Source organism: Rhizobium brockwellii (assembly GCF_000769405.2).
In the GTDB taxonomy this organism is placed as follows: Bacteria; Pseudomonadota; Alphaproteobacteria; order Rhizobiales; family Rhizobiaceae; genus Rhizobium; species Rhizobium brockwellii.
Genome location: NZ_CP053439.1, coordinates 4,781,374 through 4,802,190 on the forward strand (window position 1 = coordinate 4,781,374; position 20,817 = coordinate 4,802,190).

General features: G+C 61.2%; 22 protein-coding genes and 1 pseudogene. 12 read left to right on the forward strand and 11 right to left on the reverse strand.

What is annotated here, in order from left to right; translation table 11 throughout:
- Positions 1-104: 104 nt before the first annotated feature.
- Positions 105-902: an undecaprenyl-diphosphate phosphatase gene (locus tag RLCC275e_RS23330; RefSeq protein WP_033181245.1), complete on the forward strand. Its 798-nt coding sequence runs from the start codon at positions 105-107 to the stop codon at positions 900-902.
- 243 nt (positions 903-1,145) lie between these two features.
- Here the strand turns inward: RLCC275e_RS23330 and RLCC275e_RS23335 are convergent, their stop codons facing one another.
- The 8 genes from RLCC275e_RS23335 to dnaN all read right to left on the reverse strand — a co-directional run bounded on the left by RLCC275e_RS23335 (position 1,146) and on the right by dnaN (position 7,071).
- On the reverse strand, positions 1,146-1,298 hold the full coding sequence (locus RLCC275e_RS23335) for a hypothetical protein (RefSeq protein WP_003544729.1): 153 nt from the start codon (positions 1,296-1,298) through the stop codon (positions 1,146-1,148).
- 286 nt (positions 1,299-1,584) lie between these two features.
- Positions 1,585-2,565 carry a complex I NDUFA9 subunit family protein gene (locus RLCC275e_RS23340; RefSeq protein ID WP_033181246.1) on the reverse strand — a complete coding sequence of 327 codons (981 nt, stop codon included), beginning with the start codon at positions 2,563-2,565 and terminating at the stop codon, positions 1,585-1,587.
- Positions 2,566-2,678: 113 nt separating this feature from the next.
- A complete protein-coding gene (locus tag RLCC275e_RS23345) occupies positions 2,679-2,966 on the reverse strand; it encodes a DUF1330 domain-containing protein (RefSeq protein ID WP_003544731.1) in 288 nt (95 codons plus the stop codon).
- A gap of 28 nt (positions 2,967-2,994) precedes the next feature.
- Positions 2,995-3,702 (reverse strand): orotidine-5'-phosphate decarboxylase, encoded by a 708-nt coding sequence (pyrF, locus tag RLCC275e_RS23350; protein ID WP_033181247.1) that lies wholly within the window; start codon positions 3,700-3,702, stop codon positions 2,995-2,997.
- Positions 3,703-3,708: 6 nt separating this feature from the next.
- The gene (locus tag RLCC275e_RS23355; protein ID WP_033181248.1) at positions 3,709-4,290 is read right to left on the reverse strand and encodes a histidine phosphatase family protein; all 582 of its coding nucleotides are present in this window, start codon (positions 4,288-4,290) and stop codon (positions 3,709-3,711) included.
- Position 4,291: 1 nt separating this feature from the next.
- A complete protein-coding gene (pmtA, locus tag RLCC275e_RS23360; protein WP_033181249.1) occupies positions 4,292-4,891 on the reverse strand; it encodes a phospholipid N-methyltransferase PmtA in 600 nt (199 codons plus the stop codon).
- A gap of 95 nt (positions 4,892-4,986) precedes the next feature.
- Positions 4,987-5,898, reverse strand: a complete 912-nt coding sequence (locus RLCC275e_RS23365) for a DUF72 domain-containing protein (RefSeq protein ID WP_033181250.1) — start codon at positions 5,896-5,898, stop codon at positions 4,987-4,989.
- 54 nt (positions 5,899-5,952) lie between these two features.
- Positions 5,953-7,071, reverse strand: coding sequence for a DNA polymerase III subunit beta (gene dnaN, locus RLCC275e_RS23370; protein ID WP_003555981.1), 1,119 nt, complete (start codon positions 7,069-7,071; stop codon positions 5,953-5,955).
- A 93-nt stretch (positions 7,072-7,164) separates the two neighbouring features.
- Between dnaN and RLCC275e_RS23375 the strand changes: the two genes are divergently transcribed.
- The 4 genes from RLCC275e_RS23375 (at position 7,165) to RLCC275e_RS23390 (ending at position 9,217) form a co-directional block, all read left to right on the forward strand.
- Complete coding sequence (locus tag RLCC275e_RS23375; protein ID WP_026237111.1) at positions 7,165-7,338, forward strand: methyltransferase; 174 nt, start codon at positions 7,165-7,167, stop codon at positions 7,336-7,338.
- Positions 7,331-8,248, forward strand: coding sequence for a 16S rRNA (cytidine(1402)-2'-O)-methyltransferase (gene rsmI, locus RLCC275e_RS23380; RefSeq protein ID WP_018485281.1), 918 nt, complete (start codon positions 7,331-7,333; stop codon positions 8,246-8,248). The genes RLCC275e_RS23375 and rsmI overlap by 8 nt, the downstream gene beginning before the upstream one ends.
- A complete protein-coding gene (locus RLCC275e_RS23385; protein WP_033181251.1) occupies positions 8,238-8,606 on the forward strand; it encodes a YraN family protein in 369 nt (122 codons plus the stop codon). Before rsmI ends, RLCC275e_RS23385 begins: the two co-directional genes overlap by 11 nt.
- Positions 8,607-8,713: 107 nt before the next feature.
- The gene (locus RLCC275e_RS23390; RefSeq protein ID WP_003555984.1) at positions 8,714-9,217 is read left to right on the forward strand and encodes a cupin domain-containing protein; all 504 of its coding nucleotides are present in this window, start codon (positions 8,714-8,716) and stop codon (positions 9,215-9,217) included.
- A gap of 25 nt (positions 9,218-9,242) precedes the next feature.
- Here RLCC275e_RS23390 and RLCC275e_RS23395 read toward each other — a convergent pair whose 3' ends face one another.
- On the reverse strand, positions 9,243-10,262 hold the full coding sequence (locus RLCC275e_RS23395) for a LacI family DNA-binding transcriptional regulator (RefSeq protein ID WP_033181252.1): 1,020 nt from the start codon (positions 10,260-10,262) through the stop codon (positions 9,243-9,245).
- 335 nt (positions 10,263-10,597) lie between these two features.
- Here RLCC275e_RS23395 and RLCC275e_RS23400 point away from each other — a divergent pair, with 335 nt between their 5' ends.
- The 7 genes and pseudogenes from RLCC275e_RS23400 (at position 10,598) to RLCC275e_RS23430 (ending at position 18,566) form a co-directional block, all read left to right on the forward strand.
- The gene (locus RLCC275e_RS23400) at positions 10,598-11,584 is read left to right on the forward strand and encodes a sugar ABC transporter substrate-binding protein (protein WP_033181253.1); all 987 of its coding nucleotides are present in this window, start codon (positions 10,598-10,600) and stop codon (positions 11,582-11,584) included.
- A gap of 180 nt (positions 11,585-11,764) precedes the next feature.
- Positions 11,765-13,285, forward strand: coding sequence for a sugar ABC transporter ATP-binding protein (locus tag RLCC275e_RS23405; protein ID WP_033181768.1), 1,521 nt, complete (start codon positions 11,765-11,767; stop codon positions 13,283-13,285).
- Complete coding sequence (locus RLCC275e_RS23410; protein WP_003555988.1) at positions 13,269-14,291, forward strand: ABC transporter permease; 1,023 nt, start codon at positions 13,269-13,271, stop codon at positions 14,289-14,291. The genes RLCC275e_RS23405 and RLCC275e_RS23410 overlap by 17 nt, the downstream gene beginning before the upstream one ends.
- Before the next feature lie 146 nt (positions 14,292-14,437).
- Entirely contained in the window at positions 14,438-15,385 is a 948-nt protein-coding gene (gshB, locus tag RLCC275e_RS23415; RefSeq protein WP_033181254.1) for a glutathione synthase, read from the forward strand.
- Between the two features lie 232 nt (positions 15,386-15,617).
- Positions 15,618-17,150, forward strand: a complete 1,533-nt coding sequence (locus tag RLCC275e_RS23420) for a YifB family Mg chelatase-like AAA ATPase (RefSeq protein WP_033181255.1) — start codon at positions 15,618-15,620, stop codon at positions 17,148-17,150.
- 11 nt (positions 17,151-17,161) lie between these two features.
- A pseudogene (locus RLCC275e_RS23425) lies at positions 17,162-17,459 on the forward strand (magnesium chelatase domain-containing protein); the annotation flags it as partial.
- Between the two features lie 123 nt (positions 17,460-17,582).
- Positions 17,583-18,566 (forward strand): hypothetical protein, encoded by a 984-nt coding sequence (locus RLCC275e_RS23430; RefSeq protein ID WP_245485057.1) that lies wholly within the window; start codon positions 17,583-17,585, stop codon positions 18,564-18,566.
- 387 nt (positions 18,567-18,953) lie between these two features.
- On the opposite strand, the gene cysK is transcribed toward RLCC275e_RS23430, so the two are convergent.
- The gene (cysK, locus tag RLCC275e_RS23435; protein WP_033181258.1) at positions 18,954-19,916 is read right to left on the reverse strand and encodes a cysteine synthase A; all 963 of its coding nucleotides are present in this window, start codon (positions 19,914-19,916) and stop codon (positions 18,954-18,956) included.
- A gap of 145 nt (positions 19,917-20,061) precedes the next feature.
- Positions 20,062-20,679 (reverse strand): LysE family translocator, encoded by a 618-nt coding sequence (locus tag RLCC275e_RS23440; RefSeq protein ID WP_033181259.1) that lies wholly within the window; start codon positions 20,677-20,679, stop codon positions 20,062-20,064.
- Between the last annotated feature and the right edge of the window lie 138 nt (positions 20,680-20,817).

Here is a 20,817-nt window from a genome sequence, read left to right on the forward strand (position 1 = left end):
GGCCATCTGATAGTGGCGAAACACGCTCTAACGAACGAATGGAAGCGGCAGCCTGATCGACCCAAGCGCTCAGGCCCGACCGAACTTTAAACCGGAGACAATGTATGGATTATATAAATGCTGCAATTCTCGGTGTCATAGAGGGGATCACCGAATTTCTGCCGATCTCGAGCACCGGCCACCTGATCATTGCCGAGCAATGGCTCGGACATCGGTCGGATATGTTCAACATCGTTATTCAGGCGGGCGCCATCCTCGCCGTCACCATCATCTACTGGCGCCGTCTGCTGGATCTGGTGCTCGGCTGGCGCGATCCGGTCAATCGCGATTATGCCGCCAAGCTGATCGTCGCCTTTCTCATCACCGCAATTCTCGGACTTATCGTCAAGAAGCTCGGCTTTGAACTGCCGGAGACCGCAACACCGATCGCCTGGGCGCTCATCATCGGCGGTATCTGGATGATCTTTGCCGAATGGGCCGCCGCTCGCCGCCCGCCTCATAAAGAGATCACCTGGCTTGTCGCCATCCTGGTCGGTATCGCCCAGATCGTTGCCGGCGTCTTCCCAGGAACGTCGCGCTCCGGCGCCACGATCTTCGTCGCCATGCTGGCAGGCACGGGCAACCGCGCAGCGGCAACGGAATTTGCCTTTCTCGTCGGCATACCCACAATGTACGCCGCCAGCGGCTATGAATTGCTGAAGACGTTTAAGGATGGCGGAGCGGCAGGCGAAGACTGGACGGCGCTCGGCATCGCCTTCGTCGTCTCCACGGTCGTCGCTTTCATCGCCGTCAAATGGCTGCTTGCCTATATCCGAAGCAACCGGTTTACGCTGTTTGCCATCTACCGCATCATTCTCGGTGTCTTGCTGCTCGGCATGGCCGCCACCGGCTTGATTGCCTGAAACATCCGTCCCGCATTGCATTCGCGCAACTCCCGGCGCGAATGCACATGCTCCGTCGGACTTCGCGAACAAGCATCGATTACCAGCAAGGCGCCGATCTTTCAGATATGCAATATTGAGAGGATACGCCGCCGCGGTTTTTGATGCAGGCGAGACTGAACGTTCATTGTGGAGCGCCCTGTTTCAGGCGATCCGATCGACTGCTTGTTTGGAGCAGGATGCCGGCGCAGGGCCGGGCTTTCGTCAATGGATGATCGAAGCCGTAGAGCAAGGATCGACGCCGTAGGCCGGCGAGCAATCGCCCTTTACCGCCGCGACCGAACCGGGCGCAACGAAAGAGCCTGCAAGAATAACCAGCGCCGCACACGCAAACAGGAGCGCGATTGACTTGCCCATCGAGAATTGCCTTTCACAGTGATTGCCGCGCGCGACCGCAGGCGTTGAGTCCGTTGGAAGACGCGCGGGTTTGGTAGTCAGTGGAATGGCAAATAGCAATAAACGTTCCTGCTAAATTTCGCGTTAATTCCACAAAAATTCCGATGCGTCTTTTATGCAACGCAACTCAATGTGGTGGACAGCAAAACACCTCAGGCTTGCGCCGGGCTTTGCAGGACACGGCAACGCCAAAAGGCCGCCTACGGGGATCCGCAGACGGCCAAATCTCATCGGTTGGAAAAGATGGTCAGGCGGCCTTGCCGGTGCCGGTGTATTGGCCGTGCGGACGGTAGTGCACCAGATAGGAGCCGAGCACCGATGCCACCATCGTGGGCGCAATGCCGAGGCCCTTCAGCGTGCGGCCTTCCGCCTCGGCTTCCTTGGAGACGACATTGTCGCGCTTCAGCATGCGCACCTGATCCGGCGTGATCGGCGGCGTTATGAAGGGGATCAGCGAGGCGATGCTGCCGATCATCGAAGCGATGCCGAAGGGCAGGGATACCAGCGGGTTCTTGCGACACGTTACCCTCAGCATCGTCTCGAGACATTCGCGGAAGCTCAGCACCTCAGGCCCGCCAAGCTCATAGACCTTGCCGCCGGCAACCTTGCCGTCGACGGCGCGGGCGACGGCCTCGGCGACATCCTCGACATAGACAGGCTGGAATTTCGTCTTACCGCCGCCAACAAGCGGCAGGATCGGCGACATGCGCGCCATCTCGGCGAACTTGTTGAAGAAACTGTCCTCCGGTCCGAAGACGATCGACGGACGGAAGATCACGGCATCGGGCTTGACCGAGAGGATGGCCGTTTCGGCGCGGCCCTTGGTGCGGCCATAGTCGGAATCGGATTTCGCGTCGGCGCCGATCGCCGAAATATGCGTCAGCGTCGCACCTGCGCCGCGCGCCGCCTCGGCAATCGCACGAGCGCCGAATTCCTGCACGGCGTCGAATGTGTTGCGGCCGGTCTCGTGCAGAATGCCGACGCAGTTGACGACATGGCTTGCCCCGTCGACGGCGCGGTCGATCGAGCTTCGGTAGCGCAGGTTCGCCTGCACGAAGGAGATCTGGCCGACATTGCCGAGCGGCTGCAGGAAGCCGGCGAGATCGGGACGGCGCACGGCGACGCGGATGTTGTAGCCGCGCTTGGCGAGCGCCCGAACCACGTGCCTGCCCACGAAACCGGAGCCTCCGAACACGGTAACGAGCGGCGGCAGGTTGGCAAGGGTCATGGCAGGCTCCTCGAAAGGCTTTGCGGGATGCTGAATTGGCTCTCGTCTTAGCCGAATCCCGGCGCGACGGGAAGGCCCATCACGCCGTCAGTTTTTTGCGAATGCGAGGGCGCTCAGACGCCTTCGACGACGACCATTTCCGCATCCGCGACTTCCTGGCGGATTTTCGCGGCTATCTGGTATTCCGGCGAATTATAGCAGTCGACCGCATGCTGCATCGACGGGAATTCGATCACCACGTTGCGCACACGCGCCTTGCCCTCCAGTTCGGTAAAGGCGCCGCCGCGCGCCAGGAAATTCGCGCCATATTTTTCGAAGGCCGGCTTGGCCGCCGCGACGTAATCCTTGTAGCGCTCGGCATCGCGAACGTCGACGCGGGCGATCCAATATCCCTTGGCCATGGTCTTCTCCCTTTTGTCGTTGAAACTATTAGCGGTTTGCCGGCCAGAGTGCGCTCACCATCTCGCTGAGGATCGCACGGGCGGCATCTCGGGGATCCGGCGCCCTGACGACAGGCCGGCCGACAACGAGATGCGTCGCTCCCGCCTTCAGCGCGTCGAAAGGCGTCATCACCCGCTTCTGGTCGCCCTTGTCGCTACCATCAGGGCGAATGCCGGGGGTGACGATCGCCATGTCGGGTCCGACGATCTCGCGCACCGCTGTCGCTTCCTCCGCCGAGCAGACGATACCGCCCATGCCGGCCGCGCGCGCCTGTTCGGCGCGGCGCAGCACCAGGCTGTGCGGATCCTGGCTATAGCCGGCATCGGCAAGGTCGTCCGCATCCATCGAGGTCAGCACGGTCACGCCGAGCAGGCAGAGGCCGGAGCCGGCCGCGGCCTCGACCGCCGCCTTCATTGCTTTCGGATAGGCATGCAGCGTCAGCATCGACATGCCCATCTTGGCGATGTTCTCGACGCCGGAGGCCACGGTGTTGTCGATGTCGAGCAGCTTCATGTCGAGAAAGATCTTCTTGCCGCTAGCGGCAAGATCGCGGGCGAATTCCAGGCCGCCGGCAAAGACCAGCTGATAGCCGATCTTATAGAAGAGAATGTCGTCGCCGAGCGTGGAAACCAGTCTTTCCGCCTCCCCGATCGTTGGAACATCCAGGCCGACGATCAACCGCTCGCGTGCGTCCATCTGAAGTCACCCCTGCCAGTCTTCGATGGGTGTCCAGTCGCATGATAAGCGGTGATCCGCAAGACCGAAAGCATAGAGATTGCCGCCGCCGCCCGGCTGGTCGCGGTCGCGCGCGATCGGGCTGCCCGCCAGATGGCATTTGAGCAGCGTGCCGACGCCGCCATGGCCGACAAAGGCGATCGGCGCCGTCGCATCATGCGTGGCAAGAACGGCGTTCACGGCCTCGACGATGCGGGCCTGCGCATCGACGGCGCGCTCCCAGCCTTTGAAGCTCTGCTCCGGATGGGCGAAGAACCAGTTGGCCGCCTCTTCGAATTGCGGCGGCGGCAGGAAGCCGGTGGCCGAGCGGTCGTTCTCGTGCATGGCGTGGACGATCTCCACGGTCACACCGGAAGCTTTTGCCAAAATTTCGGCCGTCTCGATCGCCTTCGTCTCGTCGCTGGAGACGATGCGCCGCAACTGCCTCGCCCAGCCGCTCTCTGCCGCTTTGCGCGCGCGCGCCGCACCAACATCCGAAAGCCCCCATTTCGGCACGGGCACGTTGGCGTCGATCCTGACCTGCGGATGAGTGATATAGAGCCCGAACATCTCAGCCGCGCTTATAGATCCAGAGTTGCGCCGGCGGAATGTTGCGCATGACGAAGTCGAAATGCTGGATATGGTAGCGGTCGGGATTGGCGGCGATCGGCGAGATCGCACCATAGGAAATCTGCACCATTGGCCGGCCGGCCGGCAGGCGATCGAGCAGGCTTTCGAGCAGCGAGATGCGCTTCGCCATCGGGAAATTCAGCAGCGGAATGCCCGAGACGACGGAATCGAAGGTGAGACCGCTGAAATTGCCAAGGGTGGCCTGAAGATCGAAGGCATCGCCGTTGATGAACTGCACGCCGGGATAGGTCCGCTGCAGATGTTTATGAAAATCCGTCGAATATTCGATTGCGACGAGATTTTCCGGACGGACGCCGCGGCCGAGAATGGCCTTGGTGATAGCGCCCGTGCCCGGTCCGAGTTCAAGCACCGGCAGCCCGGAATGGATATCGACGACGCTTGCCATGCGCTTGGCCGTGATCGAGGAGGTCGGCACGATCGAGCCCACCGTCTTCGGCCCCTGCATCATGCCCCGGAAGAAGCGGATCTCGTCGTCGAACCTCTTGCCCAACCGTTCCTTCACTTTGACCCGTAAGCTCATTCTCCACCCATCCGCATGTTGATCGAATGCCTTAATATGCCGCTTGTCGCTTAAGGGACAAGGATTTTCGCAACAAGGACATCGGCATCAACAGTTCATGCAGCTTCGGGGGCTGAACGAGGCATGAGATCGGCGAGCCTTTGGCTCAGGTGATCGGCATCGACAGGCGCGCGCAGCTTCACATCGGTATTGTCGAAATAGAGATAGACATCGCGGCCCTTGTTGCGCACCGGCACGGGCGCCAGCACTCGCGTCGCATTCTCAGCTTCCCCACCCGTGGCCCAGGCGCGGATGCGTTGCGCCCATATGTCGAGCGCTTCGTCCTCGTAGCCGCTGACATAGAGCTTTTCCGAGCCATGCAGTCGGCAGTAGACGAAATCGGTGGTGACATCCATCAGCAGCGGCCATTTCACCGTATCGGCGCAGACGAGCGCGACCTTGTGCCGCCTGAGCATCTCGATGAAGGCGGGTGAGCGGAAGCTCTCGTGGCGAATCTCCAGCGCATGCCGGATCGGCTGGTGCCCGTCGCATTTAAGCCAGGCCGGTCCCTTGATATGCCAGTCGTGACGCTTCGCAAGCGCTATCGCTGCGTCGCGGTCGTGCGGCAGCAGCGACAAAAAGCTCTCGAAAAGGGATGGGTCGAAGACCATGTTCGGCGGGAATTGCCAGAGGATCGGTCCGAGCTTGGGGCCAAGCCGCAGCAGGCCCGAGGCGAGAAAATTGGCGAGCGCCGTCTGGATATTCTGCAGCCGCAGCATATGGGTGATGAAGCGCGGCCCCTTGACGGCAAAGATGAAATCACCCGGTGTCTCATCGCGCCAGCGGCCGAAGCTTTCGGGCCGCTGCAATCCGTAGAAGGTGCCGTTGATCTCGATTGACCGGAAGTGCCGGGCGGCGAAGGAAAGCTCCTGCTTCTGCGGCAGGTCCTTCGGATAGAATTGGCCGCGCCAGGGCGCATAGGTCCAGCCGGATATGCCGATGCGCACCGTTCCCGCCTTTTTGGTCATGGGATCCTCCGTTTTGACAGGAGGAAAAACGGCAAGCGGTCGCCTTCGTTCCCGTCAGACGCGCATCGGCATCAGCACGTAGAGCGCATCGTCGCCCGCCGTGTCGCGGATCAGTGTCGGCGAGCCGGCATCGGCAAGCAGGAAGATCGCTTCCTCGCCGGAAAGCTGGGCGGTGATGTCGAGCAAGTATTTGGCGTTGAAGCCGATTTCCATCGCATCCGTGTCGTAGCCGACGGCAACTTCTTCCGTCGCGCTGCCGGAATCGGGATTGTTGACGGTCAGCATCAACTGCCCCTCGGAAAGCGCCAGCTTGACGGCGCGGCCGCGCTCGGAGGAGATCGTCGAGACGCGGTCGACGGCCTGTGCGAAACTCGTGCAGTCGACCCGCATTTCCTTGTCGTTGCCTGTCGGGATGACGCGCTGATAATCCGGGAAGGTGCCGTCGATCAGTTTCGAGGTCATGACGATCGAGCCGATGGTCAGCCGGATCTTGGCGTCGGAGACCTCGACGGTCACCGTCGTTTCGGGATTGTCGACCAGCTTCTGCAACTCGCCGACCGTCTTGCGAGGAATTATGATGCCGGGCATGCCCTCGGAGCCGGAGGGCGCATCGACATCGGCGCGCGCCAGCCGGTGGCCGTCGGTCGCAACCGCCCTGAGCTTCAGCTGGCCATTGCTCTCGATCGTGTGAAAGAAGATGCCGTTGAGATAATAACGCGTCTCTTCCGTCGAGATCGCGAACTGCGTGCGGTCGATCAGCATCTTGAGATCGGTCGCCTTCAGCTTGAAGGAGTGCGTGAAGGTGCCGGCTGTGAGATCAGGGAAGTCCGATTCCGGCAGGCACTGCAGCGAGAATTTCGAGCGGCCGGACTGCACGGTCATCGCGCCGCCATCGGGGCTGGTGGCAAGCAGCACCTCCGAGCCGTCGGAAAGCTTGCGTACGATATCGTAGAGAAGATGCGCGGGAACGGTGGTGGCGCCGGGCTGCTCGACGCTAGCCGGTGTCGCCTCGGTGATTTCGAGGTCGAGGTCGGTCGCCTTCATGTCGAGCTTCTGGCCGTCGGCCTTGAGCAATACGTTGGACAGGATCGGGATCGTGTTGCGACGTTCGACCACGCGGTGGACGTGGTTCAGCGATTTCAACAGGTTTGACCGCTCAATAGTAATACGCATGGGATGCTACCGCTTTCGACCGTGACTGTCCGGGCGCGTCGAGCACCCGAAGAATGCTGTCCCGGCTTGAGGCCGGGGGAGTGGACGGGCAAAATGGCAGACTTCAGCATTGCTTTGCAAGAGGCATGGACGCCGGCACCCCCGCAATTGAGGTTTTCCAGAGCAATGCTCACAGAAATCCGAACCCTTGCCGAAGCGGTGCGGCTCGCCCATAAGGGTTCGATGCTGGCGACGAGCCGGCGGGACGAAAGCAAATGGCATGAATGAGGAAACGACAGCGGACGCCGCCAGCCGGCGAAGCTTCCGCCTGCACAATGCAACGGTGCCGGCGCGGCCGGTGGAGCCGGCGCTCTATCTCGTCGCCACTCCCATCGGCAATCTCGGCGACATCACGCTGCGGGCGCTCGAAACGCTGGCCGGCGCCGATGTGCTTGCCTGCGAGGATACGCGCGTCACCCGCGTGCTGCTCGACCGCTACGGCATCCAGAACCGCCCCTTTGCCTATCACGAGCACAATGCCGACGAGGCCGGTCCAAGGCTGTTGCAGGCGCTCGAAGCCGGGCGCTCGGTGGCGCTGGTTTCCGATGCCGGCACGCCGCTGGTCTCCGATCCCGGCTATCGGCTGGCGCAGCAGGCGATAGCGGCAGGTTACCGCGTCATTCCCATTCCCGGCGCCTCCGCGCCGCTCGCAGCCCTTGTCGGCTCCGGCCTGCCGAACGATGCCTTCCTTTTCGCCGGTTTCCTGCCGGCCAAGGACAAGGCCCGCCGCGATCGTCTGGGTGAGCTTGCCGCGGCACCCGCGACGTTGATCTTCTTTGAATCGCCGCATCGCATCGGCGCAACGCTTCTCGCTGCCGCCGATGTGCTGGGCGGCGCTCGGCCCGCCTCCGTCTGCCGCGAACTGACCAAGACCTATGAGGAGTTCCGCCGCGGCACGCTTGCCGACCTTGCGGCGCATTATCAGCAGGTGGAAAACGTCAAGGGCGAGATCGTCCTTGTTATCGGCCCGCCGGAGCCGGTCGAGACCGATGAGGCCGATGTCGAAGCCATGCTGGCCGACCTGTCGAAGTCGATGCCGACGGCAGGCGCCGCGACCGAGGCCGCCCGCCTCACCGGCCTGCCGCGCAAGGTGCTCTACCAGCGCCTGCTGGAGATCAAGAACGCCGATGGGCGATAATGATCTCACCGCCATCAGGAGGAAGGCGCTGCGCCGGGGCCGTATGTCGGAATATGTCGCGGCTGCCTTCCTGATGCTGAAGGGCTATCGCATCCTGGCGCTGCGCCACCGCACCCGGCTCGGCGAGATCGATATCATCGCCCGCAAGGGCGATCTCGCCGTCTTCGTCGAGGTCAAGGCTCGCCATGGCGAGGCCGCGGCGGTCGATGCCGTCTCTGTCGCCGCGCAGAAGCGGATACGGGCGGCAAGCGATCTCTGGCTCGCCCGCCAGGCGGATCAGGCTCGCCTTTCCCAGCGCTATGATATCGTGGCGATCATGCCGGGCCGACTGCCGCGGCACTTTATTGATGCCTTCTGACCCATCGGATTTCCGGATCGTTAAACTTTTAGTCCCCGCGTGAACGAGGTTCTTACGACTCTCTGCTACGTCAAATCTCGGTAGGGATAACAATTGGGGATTGTTTCATGGCCTGGAAGCTGATGCTTGCAAGTGCGGTCGCCATGGCCGCGCGCTCGGTGCCTTATGCCGTGGCGAAGCCGGCCGGAAAATCCTTCGTCGCGCATGCGAGCGGTCTGCTGCCGCTGAAATCCTCGCCGATCAATCCGGACTGGATTATCAGCGGCAATCCGCAGGCCCGCACCGCCGAACATTCGCGCGGTCATGACGAAGCATCGCTGACGGCGATCTGGGATTGCACGGCGGGCGAATTCCGCTGGCGCTTCGGCTGGGACGAGACGGTGATGATCCTCGAAGGCGAGGTCCATATCACCGCCGAGGACGGCACCGAACGAACCCTGCGCGCCGGCGACGTCGCCTTTTTCGCCGGTGGAACCTGGGCAAGCTGGCGGGTCGACAATTACGTCCGCAAGGTCGCCTTCCTGCGCAAACCCTTCCCGAAGCCCTTGGCGATCGCCTACCGTCTCCGCAACATGCTGCGCAACAGCGGCAACCAGGGCATCGCCGCCTGACGACTTCGATGTTCGGGCCTATGGGCTAATCGGGCTGAGGCGGAGCGGTTGTTTCGCCCTTCAAGATCTCGCAGGCAAATAGGATCGGATTGTCGAGGTCAGGCGCGGTTTGCTTGTTCAACAGAACGGCCACCGCTGCTGCGGCTATGTCTTGAATCGGCTGTTTCACGGTCGTCAGGCGTGGCGTTGTCATGCTTGCGAGCGGGATGCCGTCGAAGCCGAGGATCGAAAGGGCTGCAGGTATCGGAATTCCCAGATCATGCGCTGCCCGCATGCAGCCGATGGCCTGCTGGTCCGAACTTGCAAAGATCGCCGTCGGCCGCTCGTTTCGTGCGCGTGCCAGCAGATAATTTCCCGCGGAACGGCCGCTCTCGTAGTCGAAGGCCGCTTCGGCGATCAGTGGGGGTCCCGCCGTTCGCGTGTCGCCCGCCTGCTCCCCCGCCTGCTCGATTGCATCGAGATAACCTCTGAGGCGATCGTTGGCGGGGACGGAGTGCCCAGGCCCCGAGATGAAGCCGATGCGGCGATGACCGAGCTGCAAAAGATGTTCGACGCCAAGACGAACGCCATCGCGGTGATCGGCGGCAATGCCGGAATATCCCGGCATCAGACGGTCGACGACGACGATCGGCAATCCCTTCGGCAGCTTGAGTGTGTGGAAATCATTGCTGGGAACCAGCATGATGCCGTCGACCTTTCGGCTTGTCAGCTGTTTGATGCGGTCAGCCTCCTTGGCCGCATGATCGAACGACGTCATCACGATGATATTATAGCCGTGATTTGCCGCCGCTTGTTCCGCCGATTGGACAAGTTCCGCGAAGAAGGGATTGGTCAGATCCGGAATGACGATGCCGATGAGCCGGCTGACCTTGCCGCGCATGCTTCGCGCCGACGGGTCGGGTGTATAGCCGAGGTCTTTGATGATCGCTGCGACGCGCGCCCGCAATTCCTTCGTCACGGAGGGATGATCATTCAAAACCCGCGAAACGGTCCCGGTGGAAACTCCCGCAAGCTTGGCAACCTCTCGAATCCCGACCTTTGACATAACGGAAACAGTGGCCCTTTCTCTGCGCCCTCGGAAGACACCGAAGGGCGCCTGATCGAAGCTTCCAGCTAATGGTCTTTACCGCCCTCGTCAAAGGGCTGCATCTCAATTTTGACCGCCAGTCTGCATAGCACGAGCGCGGGCCAACGCTCAATGGAAACGGTTCACTGCATGTGCACAGATACGAGCCAAAAGGAGGAATCGAAGCTGACGTTTGGTGCTATTTCGGCGGCTTGACAATTTTTAAGGGCGTGATACCCAGATGCCGTTGGAAACGGTTCATTGCCGCAGGCAACTCAGGTGGAGCTGAGCCCAGGGCCGTTCGGGAGGAAAAAATGTCCAATTCTATGAAGCGTGAATCCGTCTTGATCAATGCGCCGCGCCGTGCGGCATTGAAGCTTGGACTTGCCGGCACCTTGGTGCTTGCGCTGTCCTGCGGCGTGTCGCCCGCCTTTGCGGCCGGCAAGCCGAAGGTCGGCCTGATCATGAAATCCTTGTCCAATGAGTTCTTCAAGCAGATGAAGGCCGGCGCCGACAAATATGCGGCCGAGAACAAGGATAAGTTCGACTTCAAGGCCGTCGGCATGAAGGACGAGCGTGATTTCGCGTCCCAGGTCGATGCCGTCGAAAACTTCGTCACGCAGAAATACGATATCATCGTTGTCGCGCCGGCCGATTCAAAGGCCATGGCAACCCCGCTGGCAAAGGCAGTCAAGGCTGGCGTCAAGGTCATCAACATCGACGTGCCGCTCGATGCCGATGCGAAGAAGAAAGCCGGTATCGATCTCGCTTTCTTCGGGCCTGACAATAAGGGCGGGGCGACGCTTGCGGGCGACGCGCTTGCCAAGGATCTGGGACCTGGCGCCAAGGTCGTCATCCTCGAGGGTAACCCCGAGGCCGACAATGCCAAGGAGCGCAAGGAAGGCTTCATGGACTCCGTCAAGTCTGGCAAGCTTGAGCTTCTCGACAGCAAGACGGCCCATTGGGAGACGGAAGAAGCCAATACCGTCATGACGAATTTCCTGACGAAGTATAAGGATATTCAGGGCGTGATGGCAGCCAATGACTCGATGGCCCTCGGCGTTGTCAAGGCGCTCGATGCGGCCGGCCAGAGCGGCAAGATCAAGGTTGTCGGCTTCGACAATATTCCGCCGGTTCAGCCGCTGATCAAGGATGGCAAGATGCTTGCCACCGTCGAACAGTATGGCGCGCAGATGGCGGTCCTCGGCATCCAGTATGGCATGCGTGAACTTGCCGGCGAGACATTCACCGGCTGGGTCAAGACCGACATCAAGCTGGTCACCGCAGCGGATCTCAAATAGTCGGGATCGCCCGCATCGCGCGTCTGAAAAGACGCGCGGCAGTGTGCAGGAAGCGTCGGCTGCGGCCGGCGCTCACCGCTACCAACCGATTGACGCGTTGATCGCTTCAGGGGAGGCTCGTTTCCGAGTTCCTGGGATGCGTGCTGCGTGGAGTTCGAACAGAGCGTGCATGAGGTCGCCATGTCAGACGCAGCAGACGACGACATTTTGAGGCTGGATGGGATCGGCAAGCGCTTCCCGGGCGTCGTGGCGCTCAAGGATGTCTCCATGCGGATCGGCCGCGGCAAGGGGCACGTTCTTCTCGGCGAAAACGGTGCTGGAAAGTCGACCCTGATCAACCTGCTCGGCGGTGTCTTCAGGCCGGATGACGGTCACATCCTGTTTGACGGCAAGCAATACCATCCGTCCTCGCCGCTGGAGGCATTCAAGGCGGGCATCCGGGTCATTCACCAGGAGCTGCACCCCCTTTCCAACCTCACGGTGGCGGAAAACCTGCTGTTTGAGCATCTGCCGCGCCGATACGGCCTGGTGAACTACAAGGAAATGAACAGCAGAGCGGCGGAACTCCTGGAAGAGGTCGGCCTCGACGTCGCCCCGACGACACTGGCGAGCCGCCTCAGCGTCGCCCAACTTCAGCTGGTCGAGATCGCCAAGGCGCTTTGCTACGAAAGCAAGCTTCTCGTTCTCGACGAACCGACGGCAACCTTGACCTCCAAGGAGGTCGATCGCCTTTTTGAAATTCTCAAGCGGTTGAAGCGGCGTGGCGTGACCACGCTCTACATATCGCACAGGCTGGAAGAGATCTTTGACGTCGGCGACGATGTGACGGTGCTGCGCGATGGCCAGCATGTGATCACGCGTCCGCTGGCCGGACTTGCTATTCCTGACATCGTCGAACTCATGGTTGGGCGGAAGCTTTCGGATCATGGCATTTTTCGCAGCGACAGCACCGTCTCCGGCGAGGCGCTCGGCGTGTCCGGCCTGAAGGTGACGCGCAATAGCCCGGAACTGTCATTTTCCGTGGCAAAGGGGGAAATCGTCGGCATTGCCGGCCTTGTCGGCAGCGGCCGGACGGAGGCGGTTCGCGCCATATTCGGCGCCGATGCCAAAGCGGCCGGCGAAATTCGGGTGAATGGCGAGCCGGTTGAGATCCATTCGCCGAAAGAAGCCGTGGCTGCCGGCCTCTGCCTGGCAACCGAAGACCGCAAGATGCAGGGCTTGATGCTCGACATGAGTTGCGCTGAAAATGCCACCATAACCGATCTCGCCAAGATCTCCCGCAACGGCTTGATCATGCGAAGGGCACAGGACGATCATTCGCGGCGCCTCGTGCGCGAACTGCGCATCAAGACCCCGTCGATCCATCAGGCGGTCAGGACCTTTTCCGGCGGCAATCAGCAAAAAGTCGTCATTGCAAAATGGCTGTTCCGCGGCCCCAAGGTGCTGATTTTCGATGAGCCGACCCGTGGAATCGACGTCGGTGCGAAGGCCGAGATTTACGAGCTTCTGTGGAAGTTTGCGGCCGAAGGAAAAGGCGTTCTGGTCGTATCGTCGGATCTGCCGGAGCTCATGGGCATTTGCCATCGCATCATCGTCTTCTCCGACGGCAAGATATCGGGCGAAATAGTTCGGGAACAGTTTGACGAGAGCAGGATCCTTTCGCTCGCCTACAAGGAGTACAGTCGTGTCCGCCAACATTGAAAAACAGACCGAGGCGAAAGAGGTGAGCGTCTGGGACAAGCTTGTCCGGATCTCGCTGAAGGAGGCAGGCGTCGCCATTGCCCTCATTCTGATCCTGGCGTTTTTCTCGGCGACGGCGCCTTATTTCGCAACGCCGGAGAACTTCCTGAAGATCTTCGTGCAGATTGCCATCAACACCGTGCTTGCTGCCGGCATGACCTTCGTCATCCTCGTTGGCGGCATCGATCTCTCGGTCGGGTCGCTGCTTGCCCTTTGCACGGTGATCGGTGCGACGATCATGATCAATCCGGCGTTTTCGCCATGGCAGGCGATTGTTCTCGCATGTCTTGCGTCGATGGGCACGGGTGCCATCCTTGGCGCCGTCAACGGGTGGATTTGCGAGAAGTGGAAGCTTCCGTCCTTCATCGTCACCCTTGGCATGCTGAACGTCGCCAGCGGCCTGGCGCGCGTGGTCAGCGACAATTCCACCATCACCGGCCTGCCTCAGCCTTTCGTCGATTTCGGCAACCTGATCTTCTGGGGCATATTTCCGTCTATCTTTCTGATTGCGATCGTCGTCGTCCTCATCGGCTGGTTCGTGCTGCGCTACACCGTCTTCGGGCGCTTCGTCTTCGCGATCGGCACCAATGAAGAGGCTGTCCGGCTGTCGGGGCACGAGCCGAAACGGTACAAGATTGCGGTCTTCACGATCTCAGGGCTGACGGCCGGCATTGCAGCCATGGTCTATCTGCTCCGTCTCAATGTCGGCAGCCCGGTTGCCGGCATCGGCTATGAGTTGAATGCGATCGCCGCCGTCATTATCGGCGGAACCAGCCTTTCGGGCGGCAAAGGCTCGATTGTCGGCACGCTGGTCGGCGCCTGCATTCTGCAGGTGCTGTCGACGGGATTGCAGCTCTTGGGCGCTGACGACAATATCAAGCCGATCGTTATCGGCGCCGTTATCGTGCTCGCCGTCATTCTCGACAGCTATCGCGGCCGGTTGATGCGGAAACTCGAAACGCGGTGAAAAGCAATTCCAGCAAATGTGTGCAGCGGTTTTGCGTCTGGAATTGCGCAAAAGCAAAAATGCTCCAGTGCCGGAAGCCCTTGATTGACCGTTGCGTTTGATATCTGGCCGACCTACATCTGTCCGGCATTCAGCGAGGGATGGAAATGGCCAAGATCACCAATGTAGCGGTCCAGATGGACCATGTCGCAGGCATCAATATCGCAGGTGATTCCACCTTCGCCATGAGCCTGGAAGCCCAGGCGCGCGGCTACAAGCTCTTCCATTATACCCCCGACCGCCTGAGCTTCCGTGACGGCAAGCTCTATGCCAGCGTCGAGCCGATGGTGCTGCGCGACCTCAAGGGCGATCACTACGAGCTTGGCGCGCCGGAGCGCGTCGATCTCGCGACCATGGATGTCGTGCTGCTGCGCCAGGACCCGCCCTTCGACATGGCCTATATCACCTCGACGCATCTGCTCGAGCGCATCCATCCGAAGACGCTCGTCGTCAACGATCCGGCCTGGGTGCGCAATTCGCCGGAGAAGATCTTCGTCACCGAATTCTCCGATCTGATGCCGAAGACGCTGATCACCAAGGATGCCGCCGAGATCCGCCGTTTCCGCGACGAGATGGGCGACATCATCCTCAAGCCGCTTTACGGCAATGGCGGCGCCGGTGTCTTCCATTCGACCCGCGACGACCGCAATCTCTCTTCGCTGCTCGAAATGTTCGGCCAGCTGTTCCGCGAGCCCTTCATTGCCCAGCAATATCTGCCCGACGTGCGCAAGGGTGACAAACGCATTATCCTGGTCGACGGCGAATTCGCCGGCGCCATCAACCGCGTGCCGGCCGAACACGACAGCCGCTCCAACATGCATGTCGGCGGCCGCGCCGAGGCGACCGAGCTGACGGCGCGTGAACAGGAAATCTGCGCCCGCATCGGCCCGGCGCTGCGGGAGCGCGGCTTCCTGCTCGTCGGCATCGATGTGATCGGCGATTACATGACCGAGATCAACGTCACGTCGCCCACCGGCATCCGCGAGGTCAAGAAATTCGGCGGCGCCGATATAGCAAGCCTGCTTTGGGATGCGATCGAGCGCAAGCGCGGCTGAGCCAGCCGGCCATGACCGTTCTGGTCCCGCGACCGAGCACAACCAAGGTCACAGCGGATACCTGACTCCGTTCTTTGATTGTTCTTGTTTTATTCCTGCGTCCATGCCAGATTGCAACCGCTGGCCTTAATGCATGTCGCCCAAAAGTGTGCAGCGGTTTTGGGAACACGACATGCCTCGAATAAAGGCAGCAGGGCGGTATGGTAGAGTTTGCGGGACAAGGGATGGGCATATGGTCGCGCGTGTCAGTACGGTTGCATTTCAGGGTATCGAAGGTGTGCCGGTCGAGGTCCAGGTCATGGTCGCTCCCGGCAAGGTCGGGATGCAGATCGTCGGCCTGCCTGACAAGGCGGTTGCCGAAAGCCGCGAGCGCGTGCAGGCTGCCCTCCACGCCTCCGGCCTGGCGCTGCCGGCCAAGCGCGTGACCGTCAATCTGGCGCCTGCCGACCTGCCGAAAGAGGGCTCGCATTTCGATCTGCCGATCGCCCTTGCGCTGATGGCCGCCCTCGGCGCCATTCCCGCCGATGCGCTGTCGGATTTTGTCGTCGTCGGCGAGCTCAATCTCGACGGGACGATCGCCGCCATCTCAGGCGCGCTGCCGGCCGCGATCGGCGCCAATGCGCTCGGCAAGGGGCTGATCTGCCCGGCCGAAAGCGGCGCCGAAGCCGCCTGGGCGGGTTCGGACGTCGATATCCTCGCACCCCGTAGCCTGATTGCCCTCGCCAATCATTTCCGCGGCACGCAGGTCCTGTCGCGGCCGGAGGCGTCGATCCGCGCCAATGCCGCAAACCTGCCGGATCTTGCCGAAATCAAGGGCCAGGAAAGCGCCAAGCGGGCGCTCGAGGTGGCAGCCGCCGGCGGTCATAACCTCTTGATGGTCGGCCCTCCGGGCTCCGGCAAGTCGATGCTGGCGGCCAGGCTGCCATCGATCCTGCCGCCGCTTTCGGCCGCCGAGCTGCTTGAGGTGTCGATGGTCCATTCGATCGCCGGCCAGCTCTCCGGCGGCAAGCTTTCCGATCGAAGGCCCTTCCGCACCCCGCATCATTCCGCCACCATGGCGGCCCTCGTCGGCGGCGGCCTGCGCGCCCGTCCGGGCGAAGCCTCGCTTGCCCATCACGGCGTGCTCTTTCTCGACGAGTTTCCCGAATTCACGCCGCAGGCGCTCGATGCGTTGCGCCAACCGCTCGAAGGCGGCGAATGCGTCATTGCGCGTGCCAATCACCGCGTCTCCTATCCGGCCAAATTCCAGCTGATCGCGGCGATGAACCCCTGCCGCTGCGGCATGGCGGGAGAGCCCGGCCATACCTGCGCCCGCGGCCCGCGCTGCATGAGCGATTACCAGGCCCGCATCTCCGGCCCGCTGATGGACCGCATCGATATCCGCATCGATGTGCCGGCCGTCTCCGCTGCCGATCTCATCCGGCCGATGGCGGCCGAAACCAGCGCCGACGTCGCCCGCCGCGTCGCCCGCGCCCGCGATATCCAGCAGGAGCGCTTCGAAAGCACCGGCGCAAAGGGCATCGGCACCAATGCCCGCTGCTCCACCGCGATGATCGAGAAACTGGCCGAGCCCGATGCTCCTGGCCTGCAGCTGCTGCGCGATGCCGCCGAAAAGATGAAATTCTCCGCCCGCGGTTACCACCGCGTCCTGAAGGTCGCCCGCACGCTGGCCGATCTCGACGGCAAGCCCACGGTCGGCCGCATCCATCTCGCCGAAGCGATCTCCTACAGGATCGCGGGTGAGAGGTTGACGGCGGCGGCGTAAGAAAAGGGGCAATTGTCGGACTGTTTGACAAGGCGGTTGCCGAAAGCCGCGAGCGCGTGCAGGCCGCCCTCCACGCCTCCGGCCTGGCGCTGCCGGCGAAGCGGGTGACGGTCAATCTGGCGCCTGCCGACCTGCCGAAGAAAGGCTCGCATTTCGACCTGCCGATCGCCCTTGCCCTGATGGCTGCCCTCGGCGCTATTCCCGCCGATGCACTGTCGGATTTTGTCGTCGTCGGCGAGCTCAACCTCGACGGAAGGATCGCCGCCATATGAGGCCCACTGCCAGGCTACGATCGGCGCCAATGCGCTCGTGGTTAGTTAGCCCATGACGTGCAGGTCGCCGATCTATCAATTTGAGCGTTCAGAATTTATGGATGTGGGTCGCCGTCACCGGTCGTTTCGCGGCGAGATAATTTGTATGCGGAGATTCAGTGTGGAACCCGAGGAATATGAACTGCTCAAAGCGGCATGCGAAGCCACGGCAGCCAGTCACCCTGATTTACAAAGGAGCCAACGAGAATCCCCAGACGAGAGTGCAAAATCAATTGAAGATGAGATATCGGGTTTCCTCGGAGCGATATGGCAGGATCGTAAAACCGTCTATGATTCCGCTGAACAAGCGCTACAGCCCCTGTGCCTCCTATATGATTTGGCGCTGTTGCAGGTCTGCGACCTGTCACACTTTGGGCTGAAGAATGCACATCATCGAAGCCGAGTGATATGGCCAGAAGCCCAATTACCAGTCCAGCCATCTCCTAATGCCGTTTTCTATGTTTTGGCCTCCAACCTAGCCCAATCCATGCAGGCCTTTCGTCTACTGGTTCTTCATGGATTCGAATGGCAGGCCCGAGCAGCCTTCAGAGGAGTGATCGAGACTGCGGACTTGCTGATTATGGTCTTGGCAAGTGAAGCGACGTATCGAGAATTCATAAAGTCCTTTGAAGACCCTAACGAGAGCTACAAACACTGGAGAAGCCATCTATCTCCATCGAAAATTAGGGCTGCCGTTTCGCTGCTGGAAGACGACGATCCGCTTTCCATCCCAATCGATCAGACGCCGAACGAAGTCAGAAAGGATATGTATCAGTGGCTTTCCAACTTCGTTCATGTGAATTTTGTTGCTCACATTGTTGCCGCTCATCCAGAAGATTTTGCTGGAAACTCTCGACCGCTCGCGATGCTCGGAGACGTAGGTGAGGCGTCGAGGGCGACACTTGCCCACGGCCTGCTATACCTTTGGATTACCTTGCTGAGGATTGAGAAATTGCTTTGGGAACAGCATTGCTGGAAAGGTTTCCGGGGAAAGCGCTCCCGAAAATGGTTCAAATATCGCTGCCGTGCATTGGACGAACTGTTCCTGTCCTATCTGCCGACGTATTGGGAAAAGAACCCTGTAGCTGGCACGCAGTCCATATAGGCGGCCCGGGACGATTTCATCGAGAACCCTCCGGTGGACCCCTCCATGATCGGGGAGGCCAAAACGCGGATGAGCAGGCCGAGATTTGCCAAGCGGCGAGCGATGCGAGGTATGCAATCAAGGCTATCATCTACTTCACCGCGTCCGAGCTGGTGAGGGTGAAGGCCATCCTCAACAGGCTTGGTTTGGAGGATAATACGGATGTGGTTTTGCTCGATGCACGACGTGACAATAAGCCATCCGTCTCCAAGGCCGCATGACAGAAGCGGTCACCTACCGCATCGCCGGCGATACAGACTGACGGCTGTGGCGTAGCAAATAGGCGCGCCAAAGCGCCCCTAGACTCTGCGAAGATGAACGTCCGGGACCCCCGGTCAAAGCCCTGCCTCAGCTCCCAAGCCCTTCAAACAGCGCCGTCGACAGGTAACGCTCGGCGAAGGAGGGGATGATGATGACGATGTTTTTGCCGGCGTTCTCGGGACGGATGCCGACCTTGATTGCCGCCGTCAGCGCCGCACCCGAGGAGATGCCGACTGGCACGCCTTCGAGCCTGGCGACCAGGCGCGCCTGTTCGAAGGCCTCGTCATTGGTCACGGTGACGACCTCGTCATAGATGCCGGTATCGAGGATCTTCGGCGCGAAGCCGGCGCCGATGCCCTGGATCTTGTGCGGGCCGGGATTGCCGCCGGAGAGGATCGGCGAATCGGCCGGTTCGACGGCGATGATCTTGATCTCGGGCTTGCGGCTCTTCAGCACCTGTCCGACACCGGTGATCGTGCCGCCGGTGCCGATGCCGGAGACGACCATGTCGACCGTGCCGTCGGTATCGTTCCAGATTTCCTCGGCCGTCGTCTTGCGGTGGATCTCCGGATTATCAGGATTTTCGAACTGCTGCGGAATGACGGCATCGGGAAGGGAGGACGCCAGTTCCTCCGCCTTGGCGATGGCGCCCTTCATGCCCTTTGGTCCCTCGGTCAGCACCAGCTCGGCGCCGAGCAGCGCCAGCATCTTGCGGCGCTCGACCGACATCGTCTCCGGCATGGTGAGGATCAGCCGATAACCTTTGGCGGCGGCGGCAAAGGCGAGCGCGATGCCTGTGTTGCCGGAGGTCGGCTCGATCAGCACCGTCTTGCCGGGGGTGATCTTGCCTTGCGCCTCGAGGCCTTCGATCATCGCGACGCCGATGCGGTCCTTCACGGAGGCGATCGGGTTGAAGAATTCGAGCTTGCCGATCAGGTTCGCCACGACGCCTTTTTCCCGCGCCAGCTTGTCGAAGCGCACGAGCGGCGTGTCGCCGATGGTCTCGGTGATCGAGGAATAGATGCGGCCGCGGCCGGGCTTGTGCGACATGGGTGCTCTCCCTTTGAAATCCTGCTCCTGAAATCGAGGGGGAGAATAGGGTCAAAGGCCCGTCTAGGCCAGACCGCGTTCGACCTGGAGGAGCGATCAAGAGAGAAAAAAACCTTTGAAAACCGTTTCTTGCCGAATGTTTATTTCAGGCCGCCCGCGTGGCGATGAAGGCGGCCGTGCCGGCGAGGATGCCTGATGCAACCCGGTTCAGCGCCTGCAAGGCCCGCGGCTGCTTCAGCATCGTGCGGGCCCGCGAGGCAAGCAGCATATAGGGCACGAGCACGACGATCAGCACCACGAAGGTGGTGGTGAGCAGGAGCGCATAGTCTCGCAGGCCGATATTGCCGATATCGATCAGCGTCGGCACCAGGGCGACATAGAAGAGCATCGTCTTCGGATTGCCGAGCGTCACCAGCAGGCCGGAGAGGAAGGATAGGCCGATATTGGTGGATTTCCGCGCCGCGATATCCTGCGGCAACAGCCCCGCCGTCCAGAGTTTCCAGGCGATGTAACCGAGATAGAGGACGCCGGCGATCTTGATGGCGATGAACACCTCGGTAAAGGTCTGCGCCACGAAGGCAAGGCCGAGAATGACCGACGTGAGATAGGTCATGTCGCCGAGCACCAGGCCGAGACCCATGAAGAAGGTCTCGCGGAAATTCGAGCCGAGCGCCCGTGCGACGATCGCGGTAATCCCGGGTCCCGGAATGGCCGCGGCGATGAACAGCGCTCCGGCATAGGTCAGCAAGGCGGCAAGGCTCATCTTCTTAACCCTCAGGGGTTCCACCGCCCATCTATAGGCAAGCGCCGCTTCCTCATCAATGCTTTGGCGCTGATCGGTCCATAACCACAAGGAATAGGTCTGCTAGACCATGATCCACTTGGAAAGCGACCCGGCCTT

Excerpts from the sequence above, each read along its gene's own strand:
- RLCC275e_RS23330 (WP_033181245.1), top strand. The coding sequence starts at position 105 with ATGGATTATATAAATGCTGCAATTCTCGGTGTCATAGAGGGGATCACC.
- RLCC275e_RS23335 (WP_003544729.1), bottom strand. The coding sequence starts at position 1,298 with ATGGGCAAGTCAATCGCGCTCCTGTTTGCGTGTGCGGCGCTGGTTATT.
- RLCC275e_RS23340 (WP_033181246.1), bottom strand. The coding sequence starts at position 2,565 with ATGACCCTTGCCAACCTGCCGCCGCTCGTTACCGTGTTCGGAGGCTCC.
- RLCC275e_RS23345 (WP_003544731.1), bottom strand. The coding sequence starts at position 2,966 with ATGGCCAAGGGATATTGGATCGCCCGCGTCGACGTTCGCGATGCCGAG.
- pyrF (WP_033181247.1), bottom strand. The coding sequence starts at position 3,702 with ATGGACGCACGCGAGCGGTTGATCGTCGGCCTGGATGTTCCAACGATC.
- RLCC275e_RS23355 (WP_033181248.1), bottom strand. The coding sequence starts at position 4,290 with ATGTTCGGGCTCTATATCACTCATCCGCAGGTCAGGATCGACGCCAAC.
- pmtA (WP_033181249.1), bottom strand. The coding sequence starts at position 4,891 with ATGAGCTTACGGGTCAAAGTGAAGGAACGGTTGGGCAAGAGGTTCGAC.
- RLCC275e_RS23365 (WP_033181250.1), bottom strand. The coding sequence starts at position 5,898 with ATGACCAAAAAGGCGGGAACGGTGCGCATCGGCATATCCGGCTGGACC.
- dnaN (WP_003555981.1), bottom strand. The coding sequence starts at position 7,071 with ATGCGTATTACTATTGAGCGGTCAAACCTGTTGAAATCGCTGAACCAC.
- RLCC275e_RS23375 (WP_026237111.1), top strand. The coding sequence starts at position 7,165 with ATGGCAGACTTCAGCATTGCTTTGCAAGAGGCATGGACGCCGGCACCC.
- rsmI (WP_018485281.1), top strand. The coding sequence starts at position 7,331 with ATGAATGAGGAAACGACAGCGGACGCCGCCAGCCGGCGAAGCTTCCGC.
- RLCC275e_RS23385 (WP_033181251.1), top strand. The coding sequence starts at position 8,238 with ATGGGCGATAATGATCTCACCGCCATCAGGAGGAAGGCGCTGCGCCGG.
- RLCC275e_RS23390 (WP_003555984.1), top strand. The coding sequence starts at position 8,714 with ATGGCCTGGAAGCTGATGCTTGCAAGTGCGGTCGCCATGGCCGCGCGC.
- RLCC275e_RS23395 (WP_033181252.1), bottom strand. The coding sequence starts at position 10,262 with ATGTCAAAGGTCGGGATTCGAGAGGTTGCCAAGCTTGCGGGAGTTTCC.
- RLCC275e_RS23400 (WP_033181253.1), top strand. The coding sequence starts at position 10,598 with ATGTCCAATTCTATGAAGCGTGAATCCGTCTTGATCAATGCGCCGCGC.
- RLCC275e_RS23405 (WP_033181768.1), top strand. The coding sequence starts at position 11,765 with ATGTCAGACGCAGCAGACGACGACATTTTGAGGCTGGATGGGATCGGC.
- gshB (WP_033181254.1), top strand. The coding sequence starts at position 14,438 with ATGGCCAAGATCACCAATGTAGCGGTCCAGATGGACCATGTCGCAGGC.
- RLCC275e_RS23420 (WP_033181255.1), top strand. The coding sequence starts at position 15,618 with ATGGTCGCGCGTGTCAGTACGGTTGCATTTCAGGGTATCGAAGGTGTG.
- cysK (WP_033181258.1), bottom strand. The coding sequence starts at position 19,916 with ATGTCGCACAAGCCCGGCCGCGGCCGCATCTATTCCTCGATCACCGAG.
- RLCC275e_RS23440 (WP_033181259.1), bottom strand. The coding sequence starts at position 20,679 with ATGAGCCTTGCCGCCTTGCTGACCTATGCCGGAGCGCTGTTCATCGCC.